Annotated in this window: 12 protein-coding genes; all 12 read left to right on the top strand. The window is 33.2% G+C overall.

Annotated features, from left to right (window positions below):
• The first annotated feature begins 252 nt into the window (after window positions 1-252).
• The 12 genes from NSQ49_RS14780 (at window position 253) to NSQ49_RS14835 (ending at window position 14,961) form a co-directional block, all read left to right on the top strand.
• Entirely contained in the window at window positions 253-2,076 is a 1,824-nt protein-coding gene (locus NSQ49_RS14780) for a polysaccharide biosynthesis protein (RefSeq protein WP_251283329.1), read from the top strand.
• Between the two features lie 14 nt (window positions 2,077-2,090).
• Window positions 2,091-2,975, top strand: a complete 885-nt coding sequence (gene galU, locus NSQ49_RS14785) for a UTP--glucose-1-phosphate uridylyltransferase GalU (protein WP_251283328.1) — start codon at window positions 2,091-2,093, stop codon at window positions 2,973-2,975.
• A 623-nt stretch (window positions 2,976-3,598) separates the two neighbouring features.
• Window positions 3,599-4,225: a sugar transferase gene (locus NSQ49_RS14790; protein ID WP_251283327.1), complete on the top strand. Its 627-nt coding sequence runs from the start codon at window positions 3,599-3,601 to the stop codon at window positions 4,223-4,225.
• Between the two features lie 55 nt (window positions 4,226-4,280).
• Window positions 4,281-5,468 carry a glycosyltransferase family 4 protein gene (locus tag NSQ49_RS14795; protein WP_251283326.1) on the top strand — a complete coding sequence of 396 codons (1,188 nt, stop codon included), beginning with the start codon at window positions 4,281-4,283 and terminating at the stop codon, window positions 5,466-5,468.
• Window positions 5,469-5,470: 2 nt separating this feature from the next.
• Window positions 5,471-6,508 carry a polysaccharide biosynthesis protein gene (locus NSQ49_RS14800; RefSeq protein ID WP_341070757.1) on the top strand — a complete coding sequence of 346 codons (1,038 nt, stop codon included), beginning with the start codon at window positions 5,471-5,473 and terminating at the stop codon, window positions 6,506-6,508.
• A gap of 16 nt (window positions 6,509-6,524) precedes the next feature.
• Window positions 6,525-7,634 (top strand): capsular polysaccharide biosynthesis protein CapF, encoded by a 1,110-nt coding sequence (locus tag NSQ49_RS14805; protein WP_251283325.1) that lies wholly within the window; start codon window positions 6,525-6,527, stop codon window positions 7,632-7,634.
• Window positions 7,635-7,637: 3 nt separating this feature from the next.
• Window positions 7,638-8,765 (top strand): non-hydrolyzing UDP-N-acetylglucosamine 2-epimerase, encoded by a 1,128-nt coding sequence (gene wecB, locus NSQ49_RS14810; RefSeq protein ID WP_251283324.1) that lies wholly within the window; start codon window positions 7,638-7,640, stop codon window positions 8,763-8,765.
• Between the two features lies 1 nt (window position 8,766).
• The gene (locus NSQ49_RS14815; RefSeq protein ID WP_251283323.1) at window positions 8,767-9,636 is read left to right on the top strand and encodes a glycosyltransferase family 2 protein; all 870 of its coding nucleotides are present in this window, start codon (window positions 8,767-8,769) and stop codon (window positions 9,634-9,636) included.
• 236 nt (window positions 9,637-9,872) lie between these two features.
• On the top strand, window positions 9,873-11,258 hold the full coding sequence (locus NSQ49_RS14820) for a hypothetical protein (protein ID WP_251283322.1): 1,386 nt from the start codon (window positions 9,873-9,875) through the stop codon (window positions 11,256-11,258).
• Window positions 11,259-11,284: 26 nt separating this feature from the next.
• Window positions 11,285-12,718 carry a lipopolysaccharide biosynthesis protein gene (locus NSQ49_RS14825; RefSeq protein WP_341070760.1) on the top strand — a complete coding sequence of 478 codons (1,434 nt, stop codon included), beginning with the start codon at window positions 11,285-11,287 and terminating at the stop codon, window positions 12,716-12,718.
• Window positions 12,708-13,985 (top strand): hypothetical protein, encoded by a 1,278-nt coding sequence (locus NSQ49_RS14830; protein ID WP_251283320.1) that lies wholly within the window; start codon window positions 12,708-12,710, stop codon window positions 13,983-13,985. The genes NSQ49_RS14825 and NSQ49_RS14830 overlap by 11 nt, the downstream gene beginning before the upstream one ends.
• Before the next feature lie 49 nt (window positions 13,986-14,034).
• Window positions 14,035-14,961 carry an ATP-grasp fold amidoligase family protein gene (locus tag NSQ49_RS14835; protein WP_251283319.1) on the top strand — a complete coding sequence of 309 codons (927 nt, stop codon included), beginning with the start codon at window positions 14,035-14,037 and terminating at the stop codon, window positions 14,959-14,961.
• Window positions 14,962-14,964 lie beyond the last annotated feature (3 nt).

Here is a 14,964-nt window from a genome sequence, read left to right on the forward strand (position 1 = left end):
TAAAATCACCTTAGACACACAGTTGTCAATAGCATGGTGTGAGGAGGGGTTAAATGCCCCAATCTAAATATGTGAAAAGTATCCATATGGGAATCCGCTTACATTATATTATTAGATAATGTCATAGATATCTAATGAAAGTACAGGACCATTCCTGTATTCCCATTAGATATTTATTTTTGCCTGAATGCTGGTCAATTGTGGGATTTAAATAGGTATTATGAACTATGTTTTAAGAAGGGGGCTATTTATTTGACGTACCAAAAGCGGCTTACACTGTTGGTTTTATTGGACTCATTAATTGTTTTATCAGCTATATATGTGAGTGTTTTGACACTACACCCAACTCTGGCATGGATTAAGTCTGAAACATTGCTTGTTAGCTCTATTACACTGCTTCTTAGCCATCATTTCTTTGCATCTGCTTACAGGCTTTATAACAAGGCATGGGAATATGCGAGTGTTGGAGAACTCGTGGCGATTGTGAAGGCAGTATCTCTATCTATCATGACAACAGGGATAATGCAGCAGCTGTTAATAGGGGATGTTTATTTTCGGGCTTTAATGCTTGCCTGGATGATGCACGTTCTATTAATAGGAGGTTCACGTTTCTCCTGGCGTGTCTACCGGGACAGATATGTTAAATCGAATATAGAACAAAAGCGTGCCTTAATAGTAGGAGCCGGTGCTGCTGGAACTATGCTGGCAAGGCAGCTCCTGAAAAATCAAGATACCGAAATCAAACCTGTTGCATTTATTGATGATGACCCGAAAAAGTATAGGTTACATATACATGGTTTACCTGTTGTGGGTGGATCTGAACATATATCGAAAACAGTGGAAACTTTAAATATCGATAGAATTGTCATTGCCATCCCTTCTCTTAGCAAAACTGAAATGCAGCGGATCTTTGAAGAGTGCTCAGGAACAAAGGCAAAAATAGTCATCATGCCGATGATTGAGGATGTTATGCTGGGCAATATATCTGTTAATCAGTTCCGGGATGTTGAGGTGGAGGACTTATTGGGCCGTGAACCAGTTAAGCTGGATATCAATAGTATCTCAGAGAAGTTGACTGGAAAAACGGTGCTGGTCACGGGTGCTGGTGGATCGATTGGATCGGAAATATGCCGCCAGGTATGCAAGTTCCAGCCAGAAAAGCTTCTTTTATTGGGGCATGGGGAGAACTCCATTTACCTAATTGATATGGAGTTAAGGAATAAGCACAAAAGTGAAATGGAAATTGTACCGGTTATGGCAGATATTCAGGACAGGGATCGGATTTTTGAAGTAATGGAAACGCATAGACCGGATGTTGTATATCATGCTGCTGCTCATAAGCATGTGCCTTTGATGGAATACAATCCGAAAGAGGCTGTTAAGAATAATGTGCTGGGAACAAAGAATGTTGCCGAGGCTGCTGACACATTTGGTGTAGGTACATTTGTTTTAGTTTCATCTGATAAGGCTGTTAACCCTACGAATGTGATGGGTTCTACAAAGCGTATTGCAGAAATGGTGATTCAAGAGCTTGATAATCAGAGTAAAACAACAAAGTTTGTGGCTGTGCGGTTTGGGAATGTGTTGGGCAGCAGAGGGAGTGTTATCCCATTATTTAAAAAGCAAATTCAGGCAGGCGGGCCTGTTACGGTTACTCACCCAGATATGACAAGGTATTTTATGACAATTCCTGAAGCATCAAGATTAGTTTTGCAAGCGGGTGCGTTAGCTCGCGGTGGTGAGATATTTGTGCTTGATATGGGAGAGCCGGTTAAGATTGTGGATTTGGCGAAGAACCTCATCAATCTATCTGGATATAAAGAGGAAGAAATTGGGATTGAATATTCAGGAATAAGGCCTGGTGAGAAGATGTATGAAGAACTGCTAAATGAAAAAGAAGTTCATAAGGAAGCGGTGTTTCCAAAGATCTTTATTGGGAAGGCAGTATTGGATCAGGAAGATGAGGTCCATTATCTGATTGAGCAGTTTGACAGAATGTCTAACAGTGAGATTAGTGTGTATGTACTGAATTTGGCTAATCGGAAAAAAAACAAAGTACTTTCCATTGCGAAATGAGAGGGGAAGATAAAATGAAGAAAGTCCGTAAAGCGATTATTCCAGCAGCTGGATTAGGGACAAGATTTTTACCTGCTACGAAGGCAATGCCTAAGGAAATGCTGCCGATTGTGGATAAGCCGACTATTCAATATATTGTAGAAGAGGCTGTGGCATCGGGGATTGAGGATATTATTATCGTGACAGGAAAAGGAAAACGGGCGATTGAGGATCATTTTGATTTTTCATTTGAACTTGAGGATAACTTAATCCGAAAGCAGAAATTTGATTTGCTTGAAAAGGTAAAAGAGACTTCAAAGGTTGATATTCATTATATTCGACAAAAGGAACCCAAAGGTCTTGGCCATGCTGTGTGGTGTGCACGGAAGTTTATTGGGGATGAACCGTTTGCTGTGCTGCTTGGGGATGATATTGTTCAATGTGATAACCCTTGTTTGCGACAGTTGATGGATGAATATGAAAGAACACTTTCGTCGGTGATTGGGGTGCAAACAGTGTCACCGGAAGAGACACATAGATATGGTATTATTGACCCTTCTGAACAAAGTGGACGCAGATATCAGGTGAATAACTTTGTAGAAAAACCGAAGCAAGGGACTGCTCCTTCTAATTTGGCGATTATGGGGCGGTATATCTTAACTCCAGAGATTTTTATGTTCCTTGAACAGCAAGAGCTAGGAGCAGGCGGAGAAGTGCAACTGACTGACGCGATTCAGAAACTGAACCAGATCCAGCGTGTGTTTGCTTATGACTTTGAAGGTGTTCGTTATGATGTTGGGGAGAAATTTGGGTTTATTAAAACGACGATTGAGATGGCCCTGAAAGATAAAGATTTGAAGGATGAGCTGATTCGTTTTATGGATGAGAGGCTAAGTGAGTTAAAGATCATCGATAGCTAAATAAGAAATTCATCCAAGGGGATTATAGTGAAGTTCTAGATACACCTTTTTCAATCGGTGTATCTAGAGTTTTTATGTTTTGCACAAAGGTGATGTCTTCTTGCCTTTATCAAAGAAGGCACTCGGCTATACTGTGGGTGAAGGACCTTATACACGTTGGAGTGTGGCGTGGTTGGCTTGCCAATGGTTTTAATTTTTTGTGGGGAATTTTCTTATATAGTTTAGGAAGGAGCCAGATGGTCTCTGAGTTCTGATTGTTAATAAAATTAGGAAAAAACTCGGTTTTGGTGTATATGAGGTGTATATGTATTTTGTATTTACTTGGTAGATTGAATGAATATCACAAGGAAAGTAATCAGACATGAATTAACACAACATATAGTATTTAATCTACGAAAACCCATAAACATAGGAATATATTGATTTCGTCCATTTGGCAGTACCATACTGACTTAGGTTTCTATATGAAATATATTTAAAATAGGGGTAATTTTGCGTAAGTGTGTTGCATAGTGGTAATGAGGTGGCTATCTGATATAGATAACAACTTTAGTGGTTTAGTAGTTGATCGGAAGATGAGTATCGGTACTAATTTACTAAAGAACTTAAGGAGTGTAACTGAAATGTATATGGTGATTAAAAGAGGGATAGATATCGTTCTTTCCTTTATTGCACTAGTTGTTTTATTCCCTATTTTTTTGATTCTTATCATAGCTATCAAATTGGAATCAAGAGGTCCAGTGTTATTCAAACAAAAGCGTGTAGGTCTTCATAAAACCTATTTTAATATCTTGAAGTTCCGTACTATGAGAATTGATACTCCAAAGGATACTCCAACTCATCTATTAGTAAACCCAGATCAGTACATTACAAAAATGGGAAAGTTCTTGAGAAAGACTTCACTAGATGAGATCCCACAAGTTTGGAATATCTTTATTGGACAAATGAGTATTATTGGTCCTCGTCCAGCACTTTGGAATCAGTACGATTTGATTGCTGAACGGGATAAGTATGGTGCTAACGATGTCCCGCCTGGACTGACTGGTTGGGCACAGATTAATGGCAGGGATGAACTGCCTATTGAGATTAAGGCTAAATTGGATGGAGAGTATGTGAAGAAGATTGGTTTTTTGATGGATGTTAGATGTTTTTTCAGTACCATTATTAGTGTAGTGAAAAGTGATGGTGTTGTTGAAGGTGGAACTGGAGTAACGGGAAAGAAAGTGATTGCTAGTTCAAAAGAAAAGTAAAAGAAGCTTAAAGATTAATTTGGGAATAGCCCCATAAAGTTGGGAGCATAAAAGGATGAAAATACTAGTTGTTTGTCAATATTATTATCCGGAACCATTTCGAATCTCTGATATATGTGAATCACTTGTGAAGATAGGTCATGATGTTACTGTTTTAACGGGTCTTCCAAATTATCCTGAGGGGCGGGTGCCTGATGAGTATCGAAAAGGTAATAGGAGACATGAGGTGTTAAACGGTGTAAAAGTAATTAGAAGTTTTGAAATTGGCAGAGGAAATAATAAATTAAAACTTTTCTTAAATTATTTTAGTTTTATAGTGTCAGGATCTTTGAAGGCACTATTTATGAAAGAAAAATTTGATGTTGTTTTAGTAAATCAGCTATCCCCTGTTATGATGGGAATTCCAGGAATAGTTTATAAAAGGAAACATAAGAAAAAGGTCTTGCTGTATTGCCTTGACTTATGGCCAGCTAGTTTAGCTGCAGGTGGTATTAGTGAAAATTCATTTGGATACAAGCTCTTTATGAAACTATCAAAGTGGATTTATAATTCAGTTGATTCAATAGCAGTTACATCTATTATGTTCAAGGACTATTTTAACTGCACATTAGGAGTGGTGAAAAAAGAAATTATTTATTTACCACAATATGCAGAAGATTTATTTATCAAAAGTGCCGAGGTTCCGAAAAATGGTAAATGTAACTTTGTTTTTGCTGGAAATATCGGAGATATGCAGAGCGTAGAAACGATAGTAAGAGCTGCTAATGAGTTACGCGAGCGGACTGATTTGATTTTTCATATAGTAGGGGACGGATCAAAGTTAGAAGAATGTAAGGAATTAAGCAACCAATTAGAGCTTGAAAACATTATATATTACGGAAGGAAACCTGTAAGTGAAATGCCAAAGTTTTATGGTATGGCAGATGCAATGTTACTAACATTAAAAGATAATACGACTATTTCATATACTTTACCAGGTAAAGTGCAGTCTTATATGGCAGCACGAAAACCAATAATAGCATCAATTAATGGTGAGGGTAGTCGTGTAATTAAAGAGGCTGACTGTGGCTTTTGTTGTGAAGCTGAGAATTATAAAGCATTAGCAAAATTAATAATTCAATTTTGTGATAGTGATAAAAAGGAAAAAATGGCTAAGAATTCATATGACTATTATATTAATAACTATAATAAGGAAAAATTCATATCAGTGTTAGATAACACCTTGATTAATTTGGAGGGATAAAGATGTTTCAAGATAAAATTTTACTTATTACAGGTGGTACAGGTTCCTTTGGTAATGCTGTAATGGAAAGATTTCTGGATACTAATATAAAAGAGATTCGTATTTTTTCTCGTGATGAGAAAAAGCAAGATGATATGAGGAAATATTATAAAAATGATAAGTTAAAGTTTTATATTGGAGATGTAAGAGATTTAGCGAGTGTAAAAAATGCAATGCACGGTGTAGATTATATTTTTCATGCAGCAGCATTAAAACAAGTTCCATCGTGTGAGTTCTTTCCTCTTGAAGCTGTAAAAACTAATGTAGTAGGTACAGATAATGTATTAACAGCTGCAATTGAGTATGGAGTGAAAAAAGTTATTTGTCTTTCTACAGACAAAGCAGCTTATCCAATTAATGCAATGGGGATTTCAAAAGCAATGATGGAAAAAGTATTTGTTGCTAAATCGAAAACTGTTGCTCCAGATAGAACACTAATTTGTGGAACTAGGTATGGTAATGTTATGGCCTCACGTGGATCGGTTATACCTTTATTTATTGAACAAATTAAAAACGGTCAGCCTTTAACAGTAACAGATCCTAATATGACAAGATTTCTTATGAGTTTAGAAGAAGCAGTAGAATTAGTAGTGTTTGCATTTCATAATGCTGAGGCAGGAGATATTATGGTGCAAAAATCCCCGGCTAGCACTATCGGAGACCTTGCTCGAGCTGTAAAAGAATTATTTAAAGCAGATAATGAAATAAAAATTATTGGAACCCGTCATGGAGAAAAACGTTATGAAACACTTCTTACCAAAGAGGAATACGTAAAGGCAGAGAACTTACCTGGTTTCTATAAAGTTCCGGCTGATCAAAGAGATCTAAACTATGATAAGTATTTTGCAGAGGGAGATCAAAAGCTTACTAGTGTAGAAGAATATAATTCGGATAATACACAAATCCTTACTATTGAACAAATTAAAGAAAAACTACTTGAATTAGATTACGTGCAAAACGAATTAAAAGAGTGGAATAAAAAAGTTCACGTTATGAATTAAAGGATGGTTTTTAATAATGAATATTCTTGTTACAGGAGCAAAAGGGTTTATAGGGAAAAACCTTATAGCTGAGCTTAAAAACAATGGGTTTAACGATATATTTGAGTTTACTAGGGAAAGTGATTCTTCACTACTTGAAAAATATACAAAAGAATGTGATTTTGTCTTTCATTTAGCTGGAGTTAACCGACCGAAAGATGAAAAGGAATTTATGGAAGGTAATTTTGGTTTAACTTCTCAATTACTAGAATTATTAATGAAACATAATAATAAGGCCCCTGTGCTTTTAACTTCTTCTATTCAAGCAGAAATGGAGAATTCGTACGGTAGAAGTAAGAAAGCTGGAGAGGATTTATTATTAAATTATTATTATGAGACTGATGCTAAAGTATATGTATATCGACTTCCAAATTTATTTGGTAAGTGGAGTAAACCAAACTATAATTCAGTGGTAGCCACTTTTTGTCATAATATTGCTAGTGGCTTAGATGTACAGATTAGCAACCCGGATGCAGAGCTTAATCTCTCTTATATAGATGATGTATTAGAAGAGTTTATTAGGGCTCTAAAGGGAAGACCAACTGTTCAGGGTGATTTCTGTATTGTACCTGTAACACATAAAATTAAACTTAGAGATTTAGCGGATCTAATAAAGAGCTTTAAAGAAAGCAGAACAAATTTAAGCATACCTAATATGGAGGATGCTTTAACTAAAAAGCTTTATAGTACTTACTTAAGTTTTTTACCAGAAGAACAGTTTTCTTATGATCTTAAAATGAATTCCGATCATAGAGGCTCTTTTACAGAGTTTATGAGAACACCTGAACGAGGACAAGTTTCAGTAAACGTGTCAAAACCTGGAATTACAAAAGGGAACCATTGGCATCATACTAAAAACGAGAAGTTTTTAGTGGTAAGTGGAGAAGGTTTAATCCGCTTTAGAAAAATAGACTCTGAAGAAATTATTGAATATAGAGTAAGTGGGGAAAGGTTAAAGGTCGTAGATATTCCAACTGGATATACACATTCAATTGTAAACGTAGGGGTAAATGACCTCGTAACGGTTATGTGGGCAAATGAATGTTACGATCCAGAAAAGCCGGACACTTATTTCGTGGAGGTATAAATTATGAAAAAACTAAAAGTTATGACAGTCGTTGGTACTAGACCTGAAATTATAAGACTGTCTGCTGTTATAAATAAATTAGAAGAATCAAATGCAGTTGAACATATACTTGTTCATACTGGACAAAATTATGATTATGAATTGAATGATGTCTTCTTCAAAGACTTTAATTTAAAGAAACCAGATTATTTTCTTAATGCAGCTACAGGAACAGCTGTAGAAACTATAGGTAATATTTTGGTTAAAATAGATCCAATCTTTGAAGAGGTAAAACCAGATGCTTTCTTGGTCCTTGGTGATACAAACAGCTGTTTAACTGCAATTGCAGCTAAAAGAAGGCATATTCCGATTTTTCATATGGAAGCAGGTAATAGATGTTTTGACCAAAGGGTACCAGAAGAAACCAATCGTAAAATAGTTGATCATACAGCTGATATTAATTTAACTTACAGTGATATAGCTAGAGAATATCTTCTTAGAGAAGGTTTTCCTTCAGATAGAATTATTAAAACTGGAAGCCCTATGTTTGAAGTTCTTAACTCTAGAACAGCTGATATTGAGATTTCCGATGTATTAGAAAGATTAGACTTAAAAGAGGGTAATTACTTTGTAGTATCAGCTCATAGAGAGGAAAATATAAATTCAGAAGTCAATTTTATGAATTTGGTTGATAGCTTAAATGCGATTGCGGAAAAATATAAAATGCCCGTAATTGTGAGTACCCATCCAAGAACAAGAAAAATGATTGAAAATAAAGGTGTTGAGTTCAATTCTTTAGTGAAAACTATGAAACCTTTAGGTTTTAATGATTATGTGAAACTCCAAATCAAGGCGAAAGCAGTTCTTAGTGATAGTGGAACAATTAGTGAGGAATCATCTATTCTTGGGTTTAGAGCTCTTAATATTAGACAAGCGCATGAAAGACCAGAGGCTATGGAAGAGTCTTCTGTTATGATGGTTGGGCTAAAGAGAGAAAGAATTTTACAAGGTCTTGAAATTTTGGGGACACAAGGTAAAGAAACATTGAGACTTGTAGAGGATTATAATATGCCAAATGTATCTGATAAAGTACTAAGGATTTTATTATCATATACAGATTATGTGAAGAGGGTTGTTTGGAGGGAAAATTAGTATGGAACAACCGTTAGTAAGCGTTGTTATACCATTTTATGCAGAGGCGGGATGGCTAAAAGAAGCGCTTAGCAGTGTTCAAGGTCAGACTTATAAGAATATAGAAGTTTTAGTAATTAATGATGGCTCTAAAGAGGATATTTCTGATATAGAAGAAATATATGATATTAATATTAGAGTAATTAATAAGGAAAACGGGGGTCCTGCATCTGCACGGAACTTAGGTATTGAAATGTCTACTGGAAAATATATAGCATTCTTGGATTCTGATGATATATGGTTTTCAAGTAAGTTATCAAAGCAGATTAGTTATATGGAGACAGAAGGTTACGTTTGGAGTCAACACTCGTATGAAATGTTTTGGGAAAATAGTTCAAAGAAGAAAATTATTGATTCAAGTATTTATACTGGTGATGTCTATAAAGATTGTTTTATTTCTTTTAAAGTACAAACATCATGTGTTGTGGTCCAGAAGAAAATACTTATAGATAACAATATATTTTTTCCTCTTGATATGCGTTATGGACAAGATGTAGGTTTCTATAAGCAGATTGCTAAGTTGTACCCTTTAGGAAGTCTTCCTGGTATATATTCCAAATTTAGAATACGTGGAAGAAATGCGGGTTTTAGAGCAGAAGTTCAACTCAAGGATAGGGCTTCAACTTGGAAGGAAATAAAAAAGGACACGATGATAATAAAAAAGCTGCCAAATTTAGTTGTTTTAGCATATAGAATTACTAGTATTTTGAGTAGAGTTTGTTCTGTTACTAAAAGTAAAACCATTATAAGTGAAAAAAATATTGAATTTATTTCAAAATTGTTATATGTGTTTCCATATGTTTTGTTTAAATTAAGCGCAAGAAAAAGTTAATGATAAAGGGGGTGTAGCGTTGTTTATACCCTCTTTTAAATTAGTATATTAGTAAATATATATTTCAATGTAATCTGGGGATAAGTGTTAAGATCAGTGTCAATTAATTCTAAGAAAATGGGTATTGATCTTAGCGCTTATATTCTGTTTATATTAAGAACCATTCGAATGGTAATTCAGTAAATGACTAAGATAAAAAAGATATAAACAGAGATAGAGGGAGGCTGGTATTCTGTATGGAAAAAGTAACGAGGTATTCGGGAAATAGAGCTATATTTTACAGACCTATATCATTTTTGATGTTCTATTTTATAGGATTATTAATTTTATATATATGGGGGCCGATGGAGTGGAAAACTCAAAGTCCAGTTATACTTTATTCGTTTTTATTTTTAACACATGCACTCATTTATGTGGGTTTTTCTATAAATATAAAAAGAATGTATAGAAAGGGTAAACTTAGAGAAAATAGTATTCCTAAAAATATTCTAGATCATTCAACAATTGTAAAATGGCTATCTATATTAATAATAGTAAATTTAATCATCAATTTATTATTTTTAATTAGGTCCTTAGGTCTATCTTCTTTTTCAATCGATATGATAATAAATAATTTTATAAACGGTATAACAGACGCAGGAGCACAATATAATTCGAAATTTCAAAACGATAAAGTTTTTGGGGGGAATATGTTAGCACCTCTGTATACTCTATTGTCTCCAATACTTTGGCCTGTTTTGCCTTTATCGTTAATTTATTATAAAAAATTAGGTTTTACTAACAAAGTTTTAGTAATTTTAACAATTATTTTTGAAGTTATACGGTGGATATCAATTGGTACAAATAAAGGGGTCATAGATTTAATATTAATCATTTTTTCCGTAATTTTCTTGAAGCAGATGCAAAGAAGGTATGAAAAAGTAACTCGAGATGTAAAAAGAAGAAATAAACGTTTGAGAATTATTGTAATTACTGCATTACTAATAATTATAGGGCTTGCCATATTTAATAACAATATTTCTTCAAGAGTCAACGAAAACTATTATACAATTTCAGCTATTACGAATTATACACCTATAAACTTGGAGTCTCCCCTAATGAAACTAGTACCGGAAAATATAAAATCTTTGATGGTATATACAACTTTATATCTAACACAAGGTTACTATGGGCTCTCTCTTACTTTTGACGAACCATATATTCCTATGTTTGGTATTGGTAACTCATATTTTTTGTTGGTAAATGCGGAACAACTTTTGGATATGGACTTCTGGAAATACACTTATCAATCAAGGGTTGAATATAAGGGGTGGAAGCCATTACTTAATTGGCATAGTATATATTCATGGTTAGCTAACGACTTTACTTATCTAGGTGTTCTAGTATTAATGTATTTTATTGGTAAATATTTTGCAATTGTTTACTATAAATCGCTTGTATATAAAGATCCAATCACTTCCGTGCTTTTTTGTTTACTGGTTATAAGCTTCTTTTATTTCCCAGCTAATAATCAGATTATGTCTACACCTGCAATGTTTATGGCCTTTTTAGGTTTAAATGGAATATGGATATATAAAAATGTTACAAAAAGGAGAAAGAATGTTTATCCTCACTATAACTGAGTTAATCATTCGTATTTTAAATAAATATGAATTCTACAATTCTTAAGTCGCTGAAAAATTTTAAGTATGTATTATCCTCCCAAATATTAGTATTGGCATTTGGATTTTTTAATGCTTTAGTAGTCCCGTCAGTTCTGAGCGTTAATGAATTTGGGTATTGGCAATTATACTTATTTTATTCCTCGTATGTGGGTGTTTTTGCATTGGGGTTTAATGATGGAATTTATTTAAAGTATGGAAGTTATGAATATGAGGATTTACCTCATAAGAGATTAAGAAGTTCAATTCGCATCCATTTATTAATTCTGTTATTTTTCCTGCTCTTAGTTTCAACATATGCTTTATTTATAAGGGATTCTCAGAAACAGTTTGTACTAATTTTAGTTAGTTTTAATATTTTTATATTAGGTGTCAATGGAGTATTCATTTATATTCTTCAAATAACCAATAGAATGAAAAAATACAGTTTGTTCTCTGTATTACCCAAATTAATTTTTATAGTTGGCATTCTATTATTAATTTCGCTAAACTTTGCAAACTTTGAATTCTTTGTTCTTCTTGATTTCATAGCTAAATCTATTGTTGTTATTTTGATGGTATTAACCTGTTGTAATCTATGGTTTGGTGATAATGTCGGCTTTAGTGAAGCGTTTAATGAATACCGTGAAAATGTGACAGTTGGAATACGCTTAATGTTAGCACAACTCATGGGTATGCTTGTTTTAGGTATTGGTAGATTTATTGTCGAATGGCTAGGGAATATTGAGGATTTTGCATACTATTCTTTTGGAATTACGATGACTAACCTTATTCTAGTTGTAATTGCTGCAATTAGTTTATTGGCATATCCTACACTAAAAAGGTTAAATGCTGAGAATTATCCTAGGTACTTTGAAAAAATAAATAGTATGTTACAAAAAATGAATTTACTTATACCATCTGTCTATTTTTTGGTAGCAATATTTATACCAATATTTTTACCAGATTACGTATATACGCTAGAATATTTAAATGTTTTATTCGGTGTGATAATGCTCCAAGCTAAGATGCAATTACTAAATAATACTTTTTACAAGGCTTTAAGAAAAGAAAATGCTATGTTAAAAGCAAATATGAGTAGTGTAGTTTTCTTTATTATTATCGCACCTGGATTCTTTTTAATTACTAATAGTGTATTTAGTATTGCTCTGTCTACATTGATTATTATGGGTTGGAGAAGTCTTGCATCGGAAGTATATCTAAGAAAGGTTATGAACATTCAAGCAAATAAAGGGATCTTGTATGAAGTGGTTTATATTGGCATGTTTACATTAATTACATCTACGCTTCCCTATATAGCTTCCTTGCTAATTTACGTGATTTTCTTAATTGTCATGGTATACCGTTATCGGAATTGGATTAAGATAATTTTAAAAAAAGTTAGGCTTTATATGATTGGAGAGAAAAATAATGGGGGATAAAAAGCACATCGTTTTTATATTAAGTGACTACCTTCCATGTCGTTCAGCTAATGGGCAATGTGCAACAAAGGTTATAAACATATTAAAGGAAACAAGTAAAATATCAGTAATTTGTGCTAGAACTCAAAATGGATTACCTGATTTTGAAATTTATAACTCTCAGAAGATATATCGTATTGAAGCTTGGGAACATCATGTAAGGAATAAGATTAAATATAAGCTTTCAAATTCTAAGAATAAATTTTCAAGTCTATATTATTTAATATATTTGCGACTTATACAAATAAGAAGATATCTTAATGCGATCTTTACAAAAGAAAATGTCAATAAATCATTTGTAAATGAATATGTTAATGCTTTATCAAAAATTGAAGAACCAATAGACATGATTGTTCCAGTTTGCTTTCCGTTTGAGAGTGTAGTTGCAGCTTTAAACTATAAAGAGTATCACAACAATAAGGTCAAGGTGGTGCCATACCTTCTTGATAAATTTAGTTCAAGCGATACTTTACACCGGACAACTTGGAACAAAAGGTTAAAGATGCGAAGACATTTAGAGTTAGAAAATAAAATGTTAAAGCAGTGTGAAAAGGTAATTGCCACTAAAGATTGGGAAAACCATTTTACCTCTCATTTTGAAGCACAGCTTAATAAAATAGAATTTTCTGAGATACCGGCCTTTAGTCATATTATGAGTGCAGCTAAGGCTAATTACGATGAAAATAATATTAACCTTGTGTATACTGGTGCATTAAATCACAAAATTCGGTCTCCGAAATATACTTTGGAATTATTATCGAATTTAATGACAGAGAGGAAAGACATAATTTTTCATTTGTATATTAGGGGAAACTGTAACAAACTAGTTGATAGATATGCCAAAAGCAGTGATAGGCAGATCATTAACTATGGAAGTGTATCCGTTGAAACTGCGCACAGTGCTTTAAATGCAGCAGATATTTTAATATCTATTGGAAATACAGATATTACACAAAAGCCTAGTAAAATATATGAGTATATGGCGAGTGGTAAACCAATAATTCATTTATATCATGATAATAGAGACCCGGTAGTTAACATACTTAAAGAATACCCTATGGCATGTTGTCTAAATCAATCCAATGAGAACCTTGAAAATAATAAGCAAATTGTCATTGGATTCATTGAAGAGTATAAAAAAGGACAAACTATTAAATTTGATCAATTAAAACAGAAGTTTTTTGATGCAACTCCAGAATATACAGCACAAATTATTTTAAAACAATAAGTTGTTATAGGGTAGTTGAGTCAGAAAACATTTGTTAGGAAGGATAATTATGTCTATTAAAAATCTAATAAAGAAAAATAATGCCTTATACGAGGCTGTTAAAATATTGTTGAGAAAAAAGCACTATATAGAAATTAGATATTTTTATGGAAGTACATTAAAGAGGAATTTTAGAAAACGCTTGAATTACGATTTGAATCTACATTATCCACAGACCTTTTGTGAGAAGATACAATGGCTTAAAGTTAATTATCATAATCCTGATATGGTAAAGTGTTCTGATAAGTATGCTGTTAGAAAATATATAAAAGATAAAATCGGAGACCAATATCTTATAGAACTTTATGGAGTATATGATTCTGTAGAAGAAATAAATATTGATAAACTTCCGGATAAATTTGTATTTAAACCAAATCATAGTTCGGGGCGAGTAATTATTTGTACTGATAAAAAAAGTATGAATTGGAAAAAAGAATTTAGGAAAATGAAAAGATGGTTAAATGAAAATTTTTACTTTGAAACCGGTGAATGGCAATACAAAGATATACCTCCAAAGATAATATGTGAAAGGTTACTACAAGAAGATATAAATGACTATAAAGTCTTTTGTTTTAATGGGATCCCAAAGTTTACACAGGTAATTAGTAATAGAAGTGAAGGATATAGTTCAAATTACTATGATTTAAATTGGGAACTTATGGATATCAGGCGGAGTGACCATGGTATTTCTAGGTATGAGATACCAAAACCAGGTAATTATGAGAAGATGCTGGAAATTAGTAAAGAAATCTCTAAAGATTTCCCTTTTGTTAGAATGGATTTCTATGAGGTAGAAGGTAAATTGTTTTTTGGAGAAACAACATTTACGCCAGCTAATGGTATGATTAATTATGAACCAAAAAAATATGACAAAATATTTGGTGATTACTTAAAGTTGCCTATTATAAGTTCACAAATTAAAAGTGATGTGAGGTGACTC

The organism is Cytobacillus sp. FSL R5-0377 (assembly GCF_038004385.1).
GTDB lineage: Bacteria > Bacillota > Bacilli > Bacillales > Cytobacillaceae > Cytobacillus.